The organism is Bacillus sp. PDNC022 (assembly GCF_016919285.1).
GTDB lineage: Bacteria > Bacillota > Bacilli > Bacillales > Bacillaceae > Bacillus > Bacillus safensis.
Genome location: NZ_CP070345.1, coordinates 3,465,408 through 3,484,084, shown reverse-complemented (window position 1 = coordinate 3,484,084; position 18,677 = coordinate 3,465,408). Strand labels below are relative to the sequence as shown.

Below are 18,677 nucleotides of genomic sequence, written 5' to 3'. Positions count from 1 at the left end.
GTGTAGATGATTTAGGTATACTGCGCGTCAATCTGTTTGTCTTTCACAACGACATCCAGCTTTCCTGTGGCTGGATGAATCACCAGTCCATGAACAGCCACATCACTTGGCATCAGTGGATGCTCTTTCACTAATTTCACACTTTGAGTCACGCTCTCTTCAACCGAATCAAAGCCTGTCAGCCAGCCCTTTAAATCGACTCCTGAGTTTTTCACAATGCTTAAGCATTTCTCTTCGATTCCGCGTGCTTTCGCCTTTTCAAGTAAAGGCTCCGCCGCAAGACCTGCCATTCCGCATTCATGATGCCCTACAATGCATACTTCCTCTGCCTTTAGCTCATAGATGGCTAGCAGGATACTCCGCATCACACTGCCGAACGGATGTGTCACGATGGCGCCTGCATTCTTAATGATTTTCGCATCCCCGTTGCGCAGCCCCATAGATTGCGGCAATAATTCCAAAAGACGGGTATCCATGCACGTTAAAATGACCAATTTTTTCTCAGGGAATTTCCCCGCTTTGTAAGGCTCATAATGTCTCTCATTCACAAACTTTGAATTGTGCTGAAGAATCTGTTCTAATTTAGATCCCATTTTATTCATCTCCCATCTTTTTTAAGTAACGTAAGCCCGCGCCTGTCCCCCTTTTCTTTCTTGTGTTCTCAAGCATAGAGAAGAAAAATGATAGAAAAAAAAGAAAAAAATGAGAAAACGATGAGAAGAAATATCATCATTTTCTCTATTTTACGCTGCATCCCAACAGATTCGCGGGTTTGTTTTCAATCTATTGTTCTCATAAAACCAAAAGACAATAAAATGGTTTAGTAGAAAATGACCATCCCGTTTAATACATTTCAAATATAATAAATTTTCTATCAAAAAGTCTCGATCTATTTTCCAGTTTGTCAGATAATCTCTCGTAAAATCTTGCAATTTCACATGTCTCATCTACCATCAGCTTATTTTTATATAGATAAAAAATGCATCAGATGGCATATGAATCTACATTTTCACTAAGAAAATGTCTTTCTTTACCGTTATTTCAGTATATTAAATATTGAGTATCTAACATTCAAACGTGTTCTGCCGAAATGGTTGCTTTATAATAAAAGGAGCAAGATGACCATATGAAAGGAGCGAATTGACTGTGACACCACACATTTTTGTCGCAAAACCCTTACCTGCCTCTTTTGAGGAAATGCTAAAGGAACATTGTACATACGAGGTTTGGCAATCCAAAGATCCTATTCCAAGAGACATGTTGTTTGAGAAGCTGCAGCACGCTGATGGTCTTTTAACGTCTGGAACGAAAATCGATCAAGAGCTGTTAGACCACGCACCAAAACTTAAGGTAGTGAGTAATAACTCTGTCGGCTATGACAATTTTGATATAGAGGCGATGAGGCAAAGAGGCGTGATTGGTACGCACACTCCTTATACGCTTGATCATACCGTGGCTGACCTTGCTTTTTCGCTCATTCTCTCCTCTGCGCGAAGAATCGCCGAGCTTGATCGTTTTATCCGTGACGGAAAATGGACGAAATTCGTACAGGAAGAAGATATCTTTGGCATCGATGTTCATCATCAAACGCTAGGTATTATTGGCATGGGACGTATCGGGGAACAAGTGGCCAAACGGGCAGCACATGGTTTTGATATGAACGTTCTTTATCATAACCGAAGCCGGAATGAAAAGGCTGAATCGGCGTATGGCGCTGTATATTGCGCACTTGATGACCTTTTAAAACAAGCTGATATCATCGTGTTGATTACACCGCTGACCGAGGAAACGTATCATATGATTGGGGAACGAGAATTGAAGTTAATGAAGCAAACGGCTTTATTTGTAAACATTTCCCGCGGGAAAACAGTGGATGAAAAAAGCCTCATTCAAGCACTTCAGGAAGGATGGATCAAAGGCGCTGGTCTTGATGTGTATGAGCAGGAACCGCTTCAAGAGGATCATCCTTTCAAAGAAATGAACAATGTCACCCTTGCCCCCCACATCGGTTCCGCTACTGAAACAACAAGGGATCTCATGCTGAAACGAGCCATTCATAATGTGATTCATGGAATAGATGGGAAGGCACCTGTTGATGTTGTAAAGGAGCTTGCTTCATCTTGATCAGATAAGACGCAGAGAACTGAACTGCGTCTTTTTATTTATTTAGAGGCAGCAGGAAAAAAGTCTCATTTTAGCAAAGATCCTGATTCTTTACATTTCCTTCATGTTCGGGTGCTATAATATGAGGTAGACAAGCATCAAGAGGACGGCATCCGATTTCCTTAATAGGAGGATGAAGATGAAAAGATTGAGTTCGATTTTTACCATGTTCGCTCTGATCGCTGCTATTCTGTTTTCTGGATTTATCCCGCAGCAAGCTCATGCAGAAACACCTCTTACACCAACAGCCACAACTGAAACTCAGCTCACGCCAGATGTACGTACCCTTGCCGTCATTAATACGTTTGATGGTGTAGCAGATTATTTAATTCGCTATAAACGACTGCCTGATAACTACATTACGAAATCACAAGCAAGTGCTCTTGGATGGGTGGCATCTAAGGGAAATCTAGCAGAGGTGGCGCCAGGTAAAAGCATTGGTGGAGATATTTTCTCAAACCGGGAGGGACGTCTTCCTTCAGCAAGCGGCCGAACATGGCGTGAGGCAGACATCAACTACGTTTCAGGCTTCCGCAATGCTGACCGTCTTGTGTATTCAAGCGACTGGCTCATTTACAAAACAACAGACCATTACGCGACTTTCACACGTATTCGATAATCAATAAAAAAGACAGCCCTGTTTGATCTAGGGCTGTCTTTTAGTATTGTTTACGGTATCAGGTTTTTCACGTAATCCTCAAAAGGAATTGAAAGCGGCTTTTTCGACACTTCTTCATGCTCATGTGTGGTGACATGATCCTCAGTAACGATCACACGTCCTGTTGGCGTGAGCTTTGAGGCAAGCGGTCTTTTGTTAAATGGAGAGGATTCATTTTCATAAATCTCGTGTCTCATTTGGGCCAATACAGCCTCGTCCACCTCGTTCAATGTGAAAGCATAGCCTGTTTCAGCGCCGTCTCCCTTATCTAATTGGAGCAGATGTGTCCCTTTTTCGGTTTCCTCAGCTTTGACGCGAAACCTTATTGACGCTCCTTCCACCCAATCTTCTGTAAAAGGCACAGGCTGGAGAGGTAAATTCACACCAAATCCTGCATCAATGAGGAAGCGTTCGTTGTGATGCTTCAACATGATGGCTACGTGCGTACCATCAATTGCCCACGTATCCGCTTCTTTGTTATACACTGTGCCTTGAAGAAGCTGTACAGAGAGCCCTGCCTCTTTTAACACATAGTATAAGAGAGGATTGAGATCGTAACAAAGACCTCCTCTGTTTTCTTCAAGAAGATGCTGCTTCAACCCTTCTTGATTCAAAGCGTAGGATTGTTTGTTCAAAACAGATCTATTTTCGAATGGAAAGGTATAGGCCATTTTTTTTAATAGTACAGGCAAGTCTTTAAAGGTGATGGTTTGGCCTTCATATCCGATCTTCTGTAAAAAAGCTGATTGAATCATGACATTCCCTCCTAAAAAAACTGAGCCTTTGAAGAGACTCAGTTTTCTTGATTGATAAAATCTGTTAACGCCTCAATGGCTTCTTGTTCATCCGCACCATCTGCAATCAGTGTGACAGTAACCCCAGAGCTGATCGCAAGACTCATGAGACCCATAATGCTTTTCGCATTGACTTTTTTCCCATCTTTCTCTAGAAAAATATCAGCACCAAAGCGATTGGCTTCTTGTACGAACAAAGCAGCTGGACGTGCCTGCAAGCCTGTTTTCAGCTGGATGGTGACCGTTTTTTCCACCATATGATCTGCCTCCCTTTTTCATTCTCCTATTTGAGTGTTACAGCTTGTCCGTTTCGTAATTGTTCTGCGATTTGATCTAGCTTTCTTAAGCGATGGTTAATCCCTGACTTGCTGATCTTGCCGCTTTCCACCATTTCTCCAAGTTCCTTCAGCGTGACCTCTTGATAGTCGACTCGCAGTTTAGCAATTTCACGAAGCTTATCCGGCAATGCATCAAGTCCAATTTTTTCATCAATGAATTGAATGTTCTCGACCTGACGCAGTGATGCACCAATCGTTTTATTCAAGTTTGCTGTTTCACAATTGACGAGCCGGTTGACGGAGTTCCTCATATCTCGGACGATTCGCACATCTTCAAACCGGAGCAGTGAGTTATGAGCGCCCACAACACTTAGGAATTCCGTGATTTTTTCTGCTTCCTTCATGTACGTAATGTACCCTTTTTTGCGCTCGAGTGTTTTACTATTGAGATGAAATTGATTCATCAGCTCACAAAGAGCATCATTATGTTCTTTATATAGTGAAAAAATCTCAAGGTGATAGGAGGACGTTTCTGGGTTATTCACAGAACCGCCTGCTAAAAAAGCACCTCTCATATAGGAGCGCTTGCAGCATCTTTTCTTCACAAGCTCTTCTGAAATATTGCGCTCAAATACAAATTGTTCACCTAATATTTTTAAATCCTCTAAAATGGTTTTCGCTCGTTCTACCAGTCTGACAATATAGACGTTATTCTTTTTCAATCTCATTTTTTTACGGACGAGCAGTTCGACTGTCACATCGTATTTCTTCTTGAGCAGCGTATAAATCCGTCTTGCAATGGCTGCGTTCTCTGTCTGTATATCTAAAATCAATTTTCGATTAGAGAAAGATAATGAACCGTTCATACGGATGAGGGCAGAAAGCTCTGCTTTTGTGCAGCAGTCCTTCACGTCCAGATTAGTCAGCTCTTTTTTTGTTTCGGATGCAAATGACATCCTTGCCACCCCCATTCCTATTTTTTCTGTTGCAGGAGATCGACAAGCAGCGAGGCTACTTTCAGCGTGTCATGACGAATGACATGCTGGTCATATGTAATGATTTCTCCAGGAATCACTTCTAGTCCCATTGCTTTCAGTGCATCTGTGTCGAATTGTACAGGCTGTGCCTGTTCTTCTGCATATTTTGCTTTGATTTCTTCTGGAATTTCTTTATTGTTCACAAAAATCGTATCGATAAATGGACGATCCATATGATCATTTAATGCCTGTACATGATCAGCTGCACTGTAGGAAAGCGTTTCCCCAGGCTGCGTCATGACATTGCAAATATACACTTTTTTCGCCTTAGAGCGAATCACTTCTTCTCCAATATGCGGGACAAGCAAGTTTGGCAAAATACTTGTATACAGGCTGCCGGGTCCAATGACGATCAAATCCGCCTCACGAATGACTTGAATGGATTCTGGCAGCGGTTCAATCGTATCGGGTGTGAGGAACACTCGTTTAATTCGCTCACCATAGGTGGGAATTTTCGACTCTCCTGTCACCATTTGCCCATTTTCTAATTCCGCATGAAGAACAACACTTGAGTTCGCTGCTGGCAATACTTTTCCTCTCACATTTAAAACCTTGCTCATTTCAGTGACGGCATGAAAAAAATCACCGGTTATATTTGTCATGGCCGCAAGAATGAGGTTGCCGAGAGAGTGGCCTGTTAAGTCATTCCCTTTGTTAAAACGGTGCTGAAATAAATCTTCTACAAGCGGTTCCACATCAGAGAGAGCCGCAAGGACGTTTCGAATATCTCCTGGAGGAGGAATATTCAAATCATGCCGCAGTCTGCCTGAGCTGCCTCCGTCGTCAGCAACCGTTACAATAGCGGTAATGTCCACTGGCTTCGTTTTTAGCCCTCTGAGCAAAACAGATAAGCCAGTACCGCCGCCAAGAATGACCACCTTTGGTAGTGTCGTCATCTATTTTCTGCTTCTCTTTTCAATGTCCCGGTGAGTGACATGTGTATAGTAATCGTTTTTAAAATACTCCGATAAATAATTGGCGAGCGTCACAGATCGATGCTGTCCGCCTGTACAGCCGATGGCGATCACAAGCTGGCTTTTTCCTTCGCGTTTATAGGACGGAAGCATAAAGCTGAGGAGATCGATTAATTTCTCCGTGAATTTTTGTGTTTCACTCCATTTCATCACATAGGAGCGCACTTCTTCATCGTTTCCAGTCTGTGGACGCATACTCTCAATATAGTAAGGATTCGGCAGGAATCTCACGTCAAAGACAAGATCAGCATCAATCGGCAGACCGTATTTAAAGCCAAAGGACATCACGTTTACTGTAAACACCTGTCCTTGATTGGTGGCAAAATGCGTGACAATTTTTTCTCGCAGCTGTTTTGGTTTTAAATCCGATGTATCAAAAATCATTTGAGACCGGCCTTTTAACTCCTCTAACAGCTCGCGCTCCATTGCAATTCCTTCGAGCGGCAAACCTGTTGTCGCAAGGGGATGCGAACGTCTCGTTTCTTTGTATCTTGAGACAAGCACCTTATCATTTGCATCTAAGAATAGAATTCTTGGCGTGATCCAGTCAAGATCACCCATTTCATCTAAGGCGGCAATTAAGCTGTCAAAAAATTCGCGTCCGCGCAAATCCATCACAAGAGCGACCTTGCTCATCTTTGAATTCGATTCCTTCATGAGCTCTAGGAATTTCGGTAAAAGTGATGGCGGCAGGTTATCAACGCAAAAGTAGCCTAAATCTTCAAAGCTTTGAATGGCGACGGTTTTCCCCGCACCTGACATTCCTGTAATAATCACAAGCTGAATATCTTCTTGTTTGTGTGTATTCATGCCTGCTCCCTCTCCTTCTTTATGAAAACGGTTCATGTATTATTCTCCCTGAGGATCTAACCGATAAGCAATCAGCTCAAAATCGGGTGTATACGTAAAAGTGCCGTGCAGAAGCCCTTTTCCTTTGAGCATGAAATCAAGAATATGGGAATCTCCTGGAGCCATCGGCAAATGAGGCACATCCTTTACGTCATGCCATTTTAAAATACCTTCCTCTGACTCTGTTACGTTTTTTCCAGTAAATGAATCTGCCATAAAGGTGAACATCATCCACTCTTGAACGATTTGATCGCCTTCTTTTATGATAAAGGTAAAAACACCTTTTAGCTGCGGATTTAAAATATAAATACCTGTTTCTTCTCTATATTCTCGAACGACTGAATCCTTGACCGATTCTCCGCTTTCCATCTTGCCGCCCGGCGCTACCCACCAGCCCCGTCTTGGCTTTTGCAGCAAGAGAACTTGATCTTCGTGATGCAGCACACAATTGGTTACTCGTTGCATCAGCTGTCACCTACTCTTTTATGTCTTTAACTTATTATACAGGTTCAACCTGACTCCCACAATGAACATGCCCGTTCTTCCCTGAAAACAGACCGGTTTTCGTTTGAATGATGTCACGGGCCATTTCTCTACTCTTTATTTTACAGCATCTAACGGTTCTCCATGCGTCATTTGTGAACATCTCGTGAATTTCTGATTTTAGGCAAAAAAAAGGACACGGATTCTCATCCGTGCCAAACATGTATTCCTTATAAAAGGGGGTCAATTACTAGTTTCATCATAACGGAAAAGTATTTCACCCGTGTTACATTCCAGTTAAAAGCCCATGACGCTATATTAAGGATTTACGACAGCCTTTTATTTCGTTGCTTTGAGTTTTTCAGCAAGCTCTTCTACATAATGCTGTGCGCTTTGTGCTGCAATACTTCCGTCACCTGTTGCAGTCACAATTTGACGAAGTGTTTTTTCACGAATGTCACCAGCAGCGAAAATCCCTTCCACTCTCGTTTCCATTCTTTCGTTTGTTTCGATGTAGCCTTCTTTATTTGTAATACCGAGATTTTCAAATGGTTTAGACAGTGGCAGCATTCCGATATAGATGAAGGCGCCGTCTGTTTTAAACTCTTCTTCTTCACCAGTCACCGTATCAATCAATGTCACACTGCCGACTTTCCCGTTTTCTTCATTGATCTGTTTCACAGTTTTGTTCCACATGAAGTCAATTTTTTCATTATCAAAGGCACGCGCTTGTAAAATGCTTTGTGCACGAAGTTTATCGCGTCTATGGATAATCGTTACTTTAGAAGCGAAACGTGTGAGATACACACCCTCTTCTACCGCAGAATCTCCGCCGCCAATGACGACAAGCTCTTTGTTTTTAAAGAATGCCCCGTCACATACTGCACAATATGATACGCCGCGTCCGCCAAGTTCTTTTTCACCTGGTGCACCGATTTTTTTGTATTCAGCTCCTGCCGCGATAATGACAGAGCGTCCTTTGTATTCTTTTGAACCAGCTTTGACGATTTTGTATTCTTCACCGTTCACGATTTCTTTGATATCGCCATATGCATACTCTGCACCGAATTTCTTCGCATGCTCAAACATTTTATTTGAAAGTTCCGGCCCTAAAATGCTTTCAAAACCAGGATAGTTCTCGACATCTTCCGTATTCGCCATTTGTCCGCCTGGAATTCCTCTTTCAATCATTAATGTTGAAAGGTTTCCCCGTGATGTATAAACAGCGGCTGTCATTCCGGCAGGACCCGCTCCAATGATGATCGTATCGTAGATTTTTTCTTCTGACACAACTGTCACTCCCTCTTCAATTGCTGCTCGCATTTCTTATTAGAATGCCCTTGGGTGATGCTTCCATTCATGACAGAGAGCATCATTTCCACTCTTAGCTTTTATTCCTTACCCATATCCTATTAAATCTGCGGGGAATAAGCGAATCATTTGCTCATATCTTCAAAAAAAGAAAAAGCTTCCTTAAACTGCTGTTTAAGGAAGCCTGTTTACGGTTATATACAAAGTAATGATTTATTCAACGACTCTTCTTACAACGCCATTGAATGCTTTTTTCCAGTATACGTTGTTCATTGAGTCAACTGAAACACCGCGAGAGCTGTTGTCGTTTAAGAATGAACCGTTTCCTAAGTAAATACCAACGTGTCCATTTACTTTATACGTATCAAAGAACACAAGGTCTCCGCGTTTCATGTCAGATGCACTTACAGCTCTTCCTTTACCTACAAGCGTATCTGTTGTTGTACCGCCAACTGGTCCAAGGTTGATGCCTGCTGATGCGAATGCCCAGCGAACGAATGAAGAACAGTCAAAACGACGTGCGTCAATATCGGCTTGTGATCTGCCGCCGCCCCATTTATACGGAGATTGTCCAACAATAGTAGAACCTGTGCTGATCGCACCTTCAATTCCGCCTACGTTACTGCTGACAGGTGATCCGCCGCCAGAAGATGGCTTCTTGCTTGGTGAACTGCTGTTGTTGTTATTGTTATTATTGTTGTTGTCATTAGATGATCCACTGTTACTTGAAGACGGGCTGCTATCGTTATTTGAGCTGTTGTCTTCCGCTTGAACACTAGCTTGACGCTGCTGCTGTTGTCTTTGCGCTTTTTCTTCTTTTGCTTTTTGAGCTGCTTCTCTTGCTTCTTTTTCAGCTTGTTTTTGTGCAGCTACTGTTGCGTCTTTTTCAGATGCAATGCTGTTAGCCTCACTGTTTAACTCGCTGATTTCAGAAAACGCACTTCCTTTTTGCTTTTTCACTTGCTTAAATAGCTTGTCTTTTTCATCAAGCTGTTTATTCAAGTCTGATTGAAGTGTTTCAAGCTTTGCAAGTGTGTTTTGCACATTTTCAAGCTTTGTGTTTAATTCGTTTTCAGACTTTTGAAGCTCAGCTTTGTCTTTTTCCTGCTCTTTAATGATTTCACTGTCTGCATTGATCAGTGTAGATACTGCACCTGCACGGCTGATGAAATCGCTAAAGCTTTTTGCTCCTAGTAATACATCTATGTATTTCGTAGAACCGCCGCTCTCTTGAATAGCACGTACACGCTTTTTCAAGAACTCATTTCTTTCTTCAATACGTTTTTCTGTATCAGCAATTTCTTTTTTCAGTGCTTTGATTTCTTTTTTTGTTTTTTCATTTTCTTTTTGTTTTTCTTCGATTTGATCACTTGTTTTTAAAGCTTTCTCGTCAATATCTTTAAGCTTTTGTGCAAGTGCCTCTTGTTTTGCTTCAAGCTTTGAAAGCTCTTCTTTTTTCTTTTGAAGGTTCTTGTTTACCTCAGATTGCTTGCTGTCTAGTTCTTGTTTCTTTTGTTCAAAGTTCTGTGCGTTTGCTTCATGCGTAAATGGAATAAATAAACCGCTCGCTCCGATCACCGAAGCTAAACCAAAAGTAATAAACTTTTTCACGAATAGTTCCTCCTTTGACAATTTCCCAAGCGACATTAGAAAGCAGCAAATTCTCTGCGATCAATCTGTGCTCTCTATGTCTTTCTTCCTGATTGTTCAGTCAGATGTTGACCAGATTGTTTCCATCACTAGGTGTTTCATTATGTATAGTAAAATATTTAAATATCTATCTTTGTTTTAATCCACGATTTTCATTATACATGAGACATCGACAAAATGAGCTAATATTTTTATTACATTTATGTTTCAAAAACATGTCGTGATTGTCATACTTCGCCAATTCCTTGCAAATCCCACCTTTTTATCCAAGAAAAAAGCATGACCTTTTCGGCCATGCTGGGATATTCTGAATCTATTTACCTATTTAATCAATTAACGTACAGATTTCTCGTTCGTATTTTGACAGTGTTTGAACACTGATCTGAAAAGCAGACGCAATGTCTTTTTTGCTGACAGCTGATTCTTCTTGTTCATTCATCCATAGATAATAAGATGCTGCTGCCCAGGCAGGCGCATTTTTCTTATCAATACCAGAAGCACGTGCCTGCTGAATAATATGGAATAACCAAAAATAAGGCATATGACTGTCAGGCTGAACCGCTTCCTCCAAACTGGATGCCGCCTGTTTTGCAAAAACTGCATCTTCTGAAAAAGACTTTTCTTTCATTTCACCTTCATATAAAAGCAGTTCTATAAATTGCTGTTCAAAGGCCGTTTTCGCTGCGCGTGCATCAAGGACAGACTGCAGAACGTCACGTTCCCCTTTTTGTTTGCTGACATAGTACGCAGTCAGCCGTTCCTCAATCGAGACCATTGGCTCAGTCTCCTCAGGTTTATCCTGCCACGGCTTGATTTCATCTGCGTCGATATCTTCTTCGACCATCTTATCCCAAACCGTTTGGGCGAGCGTTTTGTGGCCTGTATGATAGGCTGCGCTTGCAAGCCAGTATAAAAATGTACTATCTCCCTGAAAACCTGTTTTGTACAAAGAATAAAGCCATTTAAAGGCCCATTCAAATTCTCCCACAAGGGCAAATGTTGCGCCAAGCTTATAACGCTGTTCACTTAGTATTGGATACACGTGCGTTAATTGCTTCGCTAACATGTTGACCTTCTCTTCTTCTTTTTCATAATGGTAGAAGACAAGCTGATTGCAAAGGGCATGCAGATTACCGGGATTTTCATGAAGGACCCGGTTCAACATTTCTTTCGCCTGATGGATTCGGCCAGAATAAAAATAGGCCAAAGCGAGATTATTATACGCTGACCAAAATTCTGGATACTCAACAATCATCTGTTCCAGCATCTCAATGGCTTCATCGAGTCTGCCGCTTTCTAGCAAATGGTTTGCTTGATCCTGCTTCACAATCAGGTCATCCTGATCATAAGGAAAATCTCCGTCCTCTTCGTCGCTCATATCGAGCAGGTCAAGGAGGTCGTCATTTTCATCCGCAAATTCCCCGTCCTCTTCCAGTGCGGCATAAGCAGTAGCTGATTTATATGCCTCTTGAAACAGTCCGAGATTGGCATAATTATTGGCTTTAAAATAGTGGCACTCAGACATGTTTTCATCGATGTGTTCAAGGATGAAATCAAGCAGTTCGTTTGATTGCTGGTAATGACCCATTTCAGTATAAATAATGGCAAGCTGTGACAGCATTTCTACATTTTCAGGCTCAAGTACGATGGCCCGCTGTATCAGCTTACTTGCCCTAGACAGATTTCTTTCTCTATATGCTTTAAGACCTTTATGAAAAAAGTAATGCCCATCTTGAAATAGCTGGACGACTTGTGTGTGATTATTTTGAGAAGTGTATTTACTCACCGATACCCTCCATTTCGAACAGTGTACCGTGTGTAGTATAACATACTTCCCTAGTCGTCACATAGAACAAAAGGAAAGGAAGGATTTGTTTTTCATTTAAAATGAAAAAGCCAGGGGTATCCCCGGCTTTTCATTCACCTTGATGACGCTTTTTTAATACCTTTAATACATCATCAAGCGGCAATTGCTGTTCGCGTAGTAGTACAAGAAGATGATAGAGGAGGTCAGCAGTTTCCCATTTCAATTCTTCTTGATCCCGGTTTTTCGCTGCAATGATTACCTCGGACGCTTCTTCCCCTACCTTTTTTAGGATTTTATCGACCCCTTTTTCAAATAGATAGGTTGTATAAGCACCTTTTGGCATTTCCGTCTGCCGCTTTGCAATGACCTGTTCAAGTTCATTTAAAATCGCAAAACGATCCTGTTCTTCGCTTTGGCGCTTTACGCCTTCTTCCGAAAAACAGCTATAGCTGCCAGTATGGCAGGCTGGGCCGCTTGGCGCGACAAGGACAAGCAGAGCGTCCTTGTCACAGTCATATCGAATAGAAGTCACTTGCTGGGTATGTCCAGAGGTGGCGCCTTTGTGCCAAAGCTCGTTTCTCGACCGGCTATAAAACCATGTTTCACCGGTTTCCAGCGTTTTTTCATAGGATTCTTGATTCATATACGCAAGCGTCAATACTTCCTTACTTTGAGCATCCTGTACAATCGCAGGAATCAGGCCTGCTTCATTAAAAGTTAATTCATTTGCCTGTTTCATCTGACCTTCACCCCGTGTTCTCTCAAATATGTCTTCACCTCATGAATGGAGGTTTCTTTATAATGGAAAATAGAGGCTGCTAATGCTGCATCAGCTTCTCCTTTTGTAAATGCCTCAAGCATATGCTGGGCATTGCCAGCGCCGCCAGAAGCGATAACTGGCACAGTGACTGCCTCTGATACAAGCTTTGTCAATCGATGATCAAACCCTGTCTTTTCACCATCGGCATCCATACTTGTCAGCAAAATCTCTCCTGCACCTCTCTGCACAGCTTCCTTCGCCCAGTCGCTAACCTCTAAATCTGTTTGACGGCGTCCTCCGTGTGTATAGACCATATATGCTTTTTTCTCTTCATCGTACTTTGCATCAATTGCGACAACGATACACTGGGAGCCAAAAAAGTCAGCACCTTCTGAAATCAGTTCCGGCCTTAACACAGCTGCTGTGTTGACAGATACTTTGTCTGCACCCGCTCTTAATATACGCTTCATGTCATCAAGGTGGTTAATCCCGCCTCCCACCGTAAATGGTATGGCAAGAGTGGACGCGACTTGTTTGACCACATCCACCATCGTTTTCCGGCCTTCATGAGAAGCAGAAATATCAAGAAAGACGAGTTCATCCGCCCCTTCCTCATCATAGATCTGCGCTAATTCGACCGGATCACCAGCATCCTTTAAGCCTAGGAATTGCACCCCTTTGACAACACGCCCTTCCTTCACATCAAGACATGGGATGATTCGTTTTGTCATCATATGCGGTCAAGCCCTTCAAATGCTTCCGCTAAAGTAAACTGCTTCGTGTAAAGTGCTTTTCCAACGATTGCACCAGACACACCAGACTGTTTTTGCGCTGACAGCTTTTGAAGATCAGCTACTGCGCTGACACCACCTGAAGCAATCACTTGTTTGCCGGTTGCTTCTGCTAAACGAACCGTACTTTCCACATTTGGACCAGACAGCATGCCATCCATTTGAATATCGGTAAAAATAAAGACCTCTGCGCCTTCCTTTGCCAATTCCCTGCCGAGTTCCTCCGCCTTCACTTTAGACGTTTCAAGCCACCCTTCAGTCGATACAAAGCCATTTCGCGCATCTATCCCAATCGCTATTTTCTCTCCATATTGCGCCAGCATTTTTTTCACAAAGGCTGGGTTAGATACAGCTGAGCTGCCGAGAATCACTCTATCTACGCCGTTGCTTAAGTAAAAGGCAACGTCTTCTTCTGTCCGAATACCGCCGCCGATTTGTACCTTCACATCTAAGGAGGAAGCAATCGCCAGCACATGCTCATGATTGACACGTTTCCCTGCTTTTGCACCATCTAGATCGACAAGATGAATCCATTTTGCTCCTTCTTTTACAAATTGCGCAGCCATGTCGAGCGGTGAATCTCCATAAATGGTTTCTTGATCATAATCTCCTTGTACAAGACGTACACATTTGCCATTTCTCATATCAATCGCTGGATATAATGTAAAATCACTCATTTGCTCACCCTCTGTTCGTTTGCTAATTGAATAAATTGTTTGAGCAGCGCCATTCCCGTTGTACTGCTTTTTTCAGGGTGAAACTGTGCACCAAGCACATTTCCCTTGCCAACAACAGCTGGTACTTGAACACCATAGTCCGCGCTTGCTAATTGCTCATCTGGATTCATTTCGCTCACATAATAAGAGTGAACAAAGTACGCAAATCCTTCTGGTACACTGTCAAACAATGGGGAGGGCTGATGAAATGTGAGCTCATTCCACCCCATATGAGGTACCTTCAGCCTTTGCCCATTCTGATCACGATCCTTTAAAAGAACGACACGCCCTTGTAACAGCCCCAATCCTTTTGTGTGTCCTGCCTCTTCACTTTCTTCAAATAACAGCTGCATGCCAAGGCAAATGCCGAATAACAGCTTTCCTTCCTGCACAACTTGGTGAATAAACGCCTCAAGTCCTGTCTGTTTTAACAGCTGCATTGCATCACGAAACGAACCGACCCCGGGCAAAATATAAGCATCTGCTTTTTTCAGCTCCTCCACATCAGAGGAGACGATATAGCGGGCACCTGCTCGTTCCAGTGCTTTTGATACGCTGAACAAATTTCCCATTCCGTAATCAATGACTCCGATCATTAGAGCATCCCCTTTGTTGACGGTATCCCTTTCACTCGTGGATCAATGGTTGTTGCTTCATCTAAGGCACGTGCCATCGCTTTAAAAATGGCTTCAATTATATGATGTGTATTGGTTCCGTAGTGAACAATGACATGAAGGTTGATCCGGGCTTCAAGTGCAAATTTCCACAGAAACTCATGCACTAGCTCTGTATCAAAGGTACCAACCTTTTGACTCGGAAAGGCCGCTCTCATTTCCAAATGAGGACGATTGCTTAAGTCGACCACGACCTGGGCAAGTGTTTCATCCATCGGAACAAAGCTTGATCCATACCGCTTAATTCCCTTTTTATCGCCTAACGCTTCCTTAAACATTTGCCCAAGTACAATGCCGATATCTTCTGTTGTGTGGTGATCATCAACATCCGTATCCCCTTTTGCATCGACGGTCAAATTAAAGTGTCCATGCTTCGTAAATAAATCAAGCATGTGCGTCATAAAAGGGACATCTGTTTGAATATCCGCTTTTCCTTCTCCATCAATTTCTAGCGCTAATGAAATATTCGTTTCATTTGTTTTTCTCGATGTTTCCGCCTGTCTCATTACGATTCCTCCCGCTTTCTCGCTTCAATCGACCTTGCATGCGCTTCAAGCCCTTCTAATCTGGCAAAAGCCGCAATGCTTTCCCTGTGTGTTTCAAAGGCCTCTTGACTATATGAAATAATGCTCGTTTTCTTTTGAAAATCAGTCACACCAAGCGGGCTGGAGAATCGAGCTGTTCCGTTTGTTGGCAGCACATGATTCGGCCCTGCAAAATAATCGCCCACTGGCTCTGGACTATAGCGTCCTAAGAAAATCGCCCCAGCATGCTTGATTTGACCAAGAAGTGATTCTGGATATGCTGTCAGCACCTCTAAGTGCTCTGGCGCTAATTGATTGACGACGTCTACTGCACGATCGATTGATTCTGTCACGTAAATACGGCCATGATCTTGTATAGATTGTGCTGCGATTGATTTTCTCGGCAAAGTATCCAGCTGCTTTCGCACTTCAGCCTGCACGCTTTCTGCAAGTGTCTTAGACGTTGTCACCAAAATACTAGATGCCAGCGCATCATGCTCTGCCTGCGAAAGTAAATCCGCCGCTACCTCATGCGCGACTGCTGTTTCGTCTGCTAGAACTGCAATTTCACTTGGACCTGCAATCATATCAATGTCCACCTGACCAAATACTTCCCGCTTTGCCAGCGCGACATAAATGTTGCCTGGACCTGTGATTTTATCAACAGGCTTGATGCTGTCCGTTCCATAGGCAAGTGCCGCAACAGCCTGTGCTCCGCCCATTTTATACATTTCAGAAATACCAAGCTCCTTCGCCGCAGCCAGTACAGCGTCAGAGAGACGGCCATCTTTCCCAGGGGGTGTCACAAGAACGATTCGTTCAACGCCAGCGACTAGCGCAGGAATCACATTCATTAATACAGATGATGGATAGGCAGCTGTTCCGCCGGGGACATACACACCTACTGCATCAAGCGGCGTTACCTTTTGTCCAAGCATTGAGCCATCCTTTTGGTGATAAAACCAAGAAGACGTCAGCTGGCGCTCGTGGTATGTGCGAATATGCTTGATAGCCGTTTGAATAATTTGAACCATCTCTTTGTCCAAGCGGTCGCAGGCTTTTGCCATTTCATCTTCTGTGACAAGTGGATCTTCAATCAACACCCCGTCAAATTGCTTTGTAAAAGACCGTACAGCTTCATCACCATTTGTTCTTACTTCTTGTATAATGCGCTGAACAGCCTGACGCTGTTCTTCTGTTCCTGTATCTAAAGACCGTTTGAGTGAGAGAGTATCTGTCTCATCTTCTTGTATGCAGGTGATGTTCATGATGATTCCTCCCCTTCTCCAATGATTCTTGCAAGACGCTGCGCCATTTCATCGATTACCGTATCCTTCATCCTATAGCTCACAGGATTGACAATAAAGCGTGACGTGATATCACAAATATGCTCCGTTTCCACAAGTCCATTTTCTTTCAATGTTTGACCTGTAGAGACAATGTCTACAATGCGATCGGCAAGCCCAATGAGCGGTGCTAATTCAATGGAACCATTCAGCTTAATGATCTCCACCTGCTCCCCTTGCTCTCTAAAATAGGAAGATGCGACATTTGGGTACTTTGTCGCCACACGCGGTGCGACACCACCCCAGCTGGCTCCTGGCAATCCAGCTACAGCTAAATGACATTTACTGATGTTTAAATCGAGCACTTCGTACACATCACGAGCTTCTTCGAGCATGACATCCTTCCCTGCAATGCCAACATCCGCCACACCGTGCTCTACATAGGTGGTCACATCCATTGGCTTGGCTAAAATAAAGCGGAGGTTTTCTTCTGGTACATCAATGATTAATTTTCTTGAATCCTCGAATTCCTCTGGCAGCTGATATCCCGCCTGCCTTAACAGCCCTGCTGCTTCTTCAAATATCCGGCCCTTCGGCATCGCCATCGTCAACACTTTACCCATTCCGCTCTTCCTTTCTAGCGCCGATAAAATAAGTCACCTGTTCAAATGCCTTGGTCATCGCGTCAATATTTTCAATCCCCGCTAAGTCTTGCAGGACGATCTTTTTCCCTTTTGACCGCTCCTTTTCTGCAAAAGCAAAAGCTTCCAGTCTTTGTTCTTTACTAAAAATCACAGCCTCCTGTGGCTCAACGATTTCTTTTGCATCGAGCGCTTCAAGAAGACGGTCTAGTCGAATTCCGAACCCTGTTGCTGGCGCGGGTGCATCAAAATGAGCAAGCAATTGATCATATCTACCGCCGCTTCCGATGACAGACCCAACATGATCTGCAAATACTTCAAACAAAATACCCGTATAATAGCTCATATGACTCACCATGCTTAAATCTAAACGGATATATTCTGTACAGCCGTAATCTTCAAGTGTCTCCCAAAGCGACTTTAACTGTGCGAGCACCTCTTTTCCTTCTTGTGAAACAACGATTTCCTCTGCCCGCTCTATGACCTCTTGGCCGCCTCTTAACTCTAAAAGCTGTAACAGCCTCGTTTTATCGATGGAGGAAAGTGGTAATTGTTTCACATGCTGACGGTATCCTACATAATTCTTTTCATATAAAAAACGGCGAAGGACGTTTGCACGCTCTGTATTTCCGAGTACATCGACAAATAACGTTTCTGCTAAAGCGACATGCCCGATCGCGATTTTGAAGGACCTTAGCCCGGCATTTTTTAATGCAAATACGGCAAGCGCGATGACTTCAGCATCTGCACTAATCGAACCATCACCAATCAATTCAATTCCGACCTGCTCAAACTCTGACGGTCTTCCGCCTTCTCTCTCCTGAGCACGGAACACATTGGCTGCATACCCAACACGAAGCGGATACGCCTGTTCATGAAGCTTGGAAGCCGCCACTCTTGCAATCGGACCTGTCATATCAGGTCTCAGTACAAGGGTTTGCCCGTTTTGATCAAGAAGCTTAAAAAGCTGTGTATCAGTAATCGCCGATTGAACACCGACTGTATCGTAAAATTCAAGTGTTGGTGTCTCCATCAAACGGAAACCCCAACCAGTCATGACCTCTGTTAGCGAATGTCTCACTTTTTTCTTCGTCTCATACAATCCAGGTAATGAATCCCGCATACCATATGGTTTCTCAAACATAAACATGTTTCTTCCGCACCTCCAACACATTAAAACGAAAAATTCCGAATCCTTTAGTTCGCTAATATGATAATATGCTAACAAAATAAAGTGATTAAATCAATCATTTTTATTTTCTCTCTATTTTCATGAAAAAT

20 protein-coding genes are annotated in these 18,677 nt (G+C 43.0%); 2 read left to right on the top strand and 18 right to left on the bottom strand.

Annotation, left to right across the window (positions count from 1 at the left end; translation table 11 throughout):
- Window positions 1-11: 11 nt before the first annotated feature.
- Window positions 12-593: a beta-class carbonic anhydrase gene (locus JVX94_RS17700; RefSeq protein WP_095409623.1), complete on the bottom strand. Its 582-nt coding sequence runs from the start codon at window positions 591-593 to the stop codon at window positions 12-14.
- Between the two features lie 553 nt (window positions 594-1,146).
- Between JVX94_RS17700 and JVX94_RS17695 the strand changes: the two genes are divergently transcribed.
- Window positions 1,147-2,124 (top strand): 2-hydroxyacid dehydrogenase, encoded by a 978-nt coding sequence (locus JVX94_RS17695; RefSeq protein ID WP_111292206.1) that lies wholly within the window; start codon window positions 1,147-1,149, stop codon window positions 2,122-2,124.
- A gap of 178 nt (window positions 2,125-2,302) precedes the next feature.
- The gene (locus tag JVX94_RS17690; RefSeq protein ID WP_048237505.1) at window positions 2,303-2,782 is read left to right on the top strand and encodes a ribonuclease; all 480 of its coding nucleotides are present in this window, start codon (window positions 2,303-2,305) and stop codon (window positions 2,780-2,782) included.
- Window positions 2,783-2,832: 50 nt separating this feature from the next.
- On the opposite strand, the gene JVX94_RS17685 is transcribed toward JVX94_RS17690, so the two are convergent.
- The 17 genes from JVX94_RS17685 to JVX94_RS17605 form a co-directional block, all read right to left on the bottom strand.
- Window positions 2,833-3,576: an arylamine N-acetyltransferase family protein gene (locus JVX94_RS17685; RefSeq protein ID WP_203128875.1), complete on the bottom strand. Its 744-nt coding sequence runs from the start codon at window positions 3,574-3,576 to the stop codon at window positions 2,833-2,835.
- Between the two features lie 38 nt (window positions 3,577-3,614).
- A complete protein-coding gene (locus JVX94_RS17680) occupies window positions 3,615-3,872 on the bottom strand; it encodes an HPr family phosphocarrier protein (RefSeq protein ID WP_024423549.1) in 258 nt (85 codons plus the stop codon).
- A 26-nt stretch (window positions 3,873-3,898) separates the two neighbouring features.
- The gene (gene whiA / locus JVX94_RS17675) at window positions 3,899-4,849 is read right to left on the bottom strand and encodes a DNA-binding protein WhiA (protein WP_003213321.1); all 951 of its coding nucleotides are present in this window, start codon (window positions 4,847-4,849) and stop codon (window positions 3,899-3,901) included.
- 17 nt (window positions 4,850-4,866) lie between these two features.
- Entirely contained in the window at window positions 4,867-5,826 is a 960-nt protein-coding gene (locus JVX94_RS17670; protein WP_024423551.1) for a gluconeogenesis factor YvcK family protein, read from the bottom strand.
- A complete protein-coding gene (rapZ, locus tag JVX94_RS17665) occupies window positions 5,827-6,714 on the bottom strand; it encodes an RNase adapter RapZ (RefSeq protein ID WP_048238005.1) in 888 nt (295 codons plus the stop codon). It abuts the gene before it with no gap.
- Window positions 6,715-6,753: 39 nt separating this feature from the next.
- Window positions 6,754-7,218 (bottom strand): 8-oxo-dGTP diphosphatase, encoded by a 465-nt coding sequence (locus tag JVX94_RS17660; protein ID WP_024423553.1) that lies wholly within the window; start codon window positions 7,216-7,218, stop codon window positions 6,754-6,756.
- A gap of 357 nt (window positions 7,219-7,575) precedes the next feature.
- Entirely contained in the window at window positions 7,576-8,526 is a 951-nt protein-coding gene (trxB, locus tag JVX94_RS17655; RefSeq protein ID WP_048238006.1) for a thioredoxin-disulfide reductase, read from the bottom strand.
- A 234-nt stretch (window positions 8,527-8,760) separates the two neighbouring features.
- Window positions 8,761-10,158: a C40 family peptidase gene (locus JVX94_RS17650; RefSeq protein WP_144472075.1), complete on the bottom strand. Its 1,398-nt coding sequence runs from the start codon at window positions 10,156-10,158 to the stop codon at window positions 8,761-8,763.
- A 364-nt stretch (window positions 10,159-10,522) separates the two neighbouring features.
- Entirely contained in the window at window positions 10,523-11,983 is a 1,461-nt protein-coding gene (locus JVX94_RS17645; protein WP_095409630.1) for a tetratricopeptide repeat protein, read from the bottom strand.
- Window positions 11,984-12,113: 130 nt separating this feature from the next.
- Complete coding sequence (hisIE, locus tag JVX94_RS17640; protein ID WP_205183972.1) at window positions 12,114-12,743, bottom strand: bifunctional phosphoribosyl-AMP cyclohydrolase/phosphoribosyl-ATP diphosphatase HisIE; 630 nt, start codon at window positions 12,741-12,743, stop codon at window positions 12,114-12,116.
- The gene (gene hisF / locus JVX94_RS17635; RefSeq protein ID WP_039181656.1) at window positions 12,740-13,498 is read right to left on the bottom strand and encodes an imidazole glycerol phosphate synthase subunit HisF; all 759 of its coding nucleotides are present in this window, start codon (window positions 13,496-13,498) and stop codon (window positions 12,740-12,742) included. Before hisF ends, hisIE begins: the two co-directional genes overlap by 4 nt.
- On the bottom strand, window positions 13,495-14,232 hold the full coding sequence (gene hisA, locus JVX94_RS17630) for a 1-(5-phosphoribosyl)-5-[(5-phosphoribosylamino)methylideneamino]imidazole-4-carboxamide isomerase (protein ID WP_095409632.1): 738 nt from the start codon (window positions 14,230-14,232) through the stop codon (window positions 13,495-13,497). Before hisA ends, hisF begins: the two co-directional genes overlap by 4 nt.
- Window positions 14,229-14,867 (bottom strand): imidazole glycerol phosphate synthase subunit HisH, encoded by a 639-nt coding sequence (hisH, locus tag JVX94_RS17625; RefSeq protein WP_197197650.1) that lies wholly within the window; start codon window positions 14,865-14,867, stop codon window positions 14,229-14,231. The genes hisA and hisH overlap by 4 nt, the downstream gene beginning before the upstream one ends.
- Complete coding sequence (hisB, locus tag JVX94_RS17620) at window positions 14,867-15,451, bottom strand: imidazoleglycerol-phosphate dehydratase HisB (RefSeq protein ID WP_034281037.1); 585 nt, start codon at window positions 15,449-15,451, stop codon at window positions 14,867-14,869. The genes hisH and hisB overlap by 1 nt, the downstream gene beginning before the upstream one ends.
- Entirely contained in the window at window positions 15,451-16,737 is a 1,287-nt protein-coding gene (hisD, locus tag JVX94_RS17615; RefSeq protein ID WP_197197649.1) for a histidinol dehydrogenase, read from the bottom strand. The genes hisB and hisD overlap by 1 nt, the downstream gene beginning before the upstream one ends.
- On the bottom strand, window positions 16,734-17,378 hold the full coding sequence (hisG, locus tag JVX94_RS17610) for an ATP phosphoribosyltransferase (protein ID WP_024427668.1): 645 nt from the start codon (window positions 17,376-17,378) through the stop codon (window positions 16,734-16,736). Before hisG ends, hisD begins: the two co-directional genes overlap by 4 nt.
- A complete protein-coding gene (locus JVX94_RS17605; protein WP_144472065.1) occupies window positions 17,371-18,546 on the bottom strand; it encodes an ATP phosphoribosyltransferase regulatory subunit in 1,176 nt (391 codons plus the stop codon). Before JVX94_RS17605 ends, hisG begins: the two co-directional genes overlap by 8 nt.
- Window positions 18,547-18,677 lie beyond the last annotated feature (131 nt).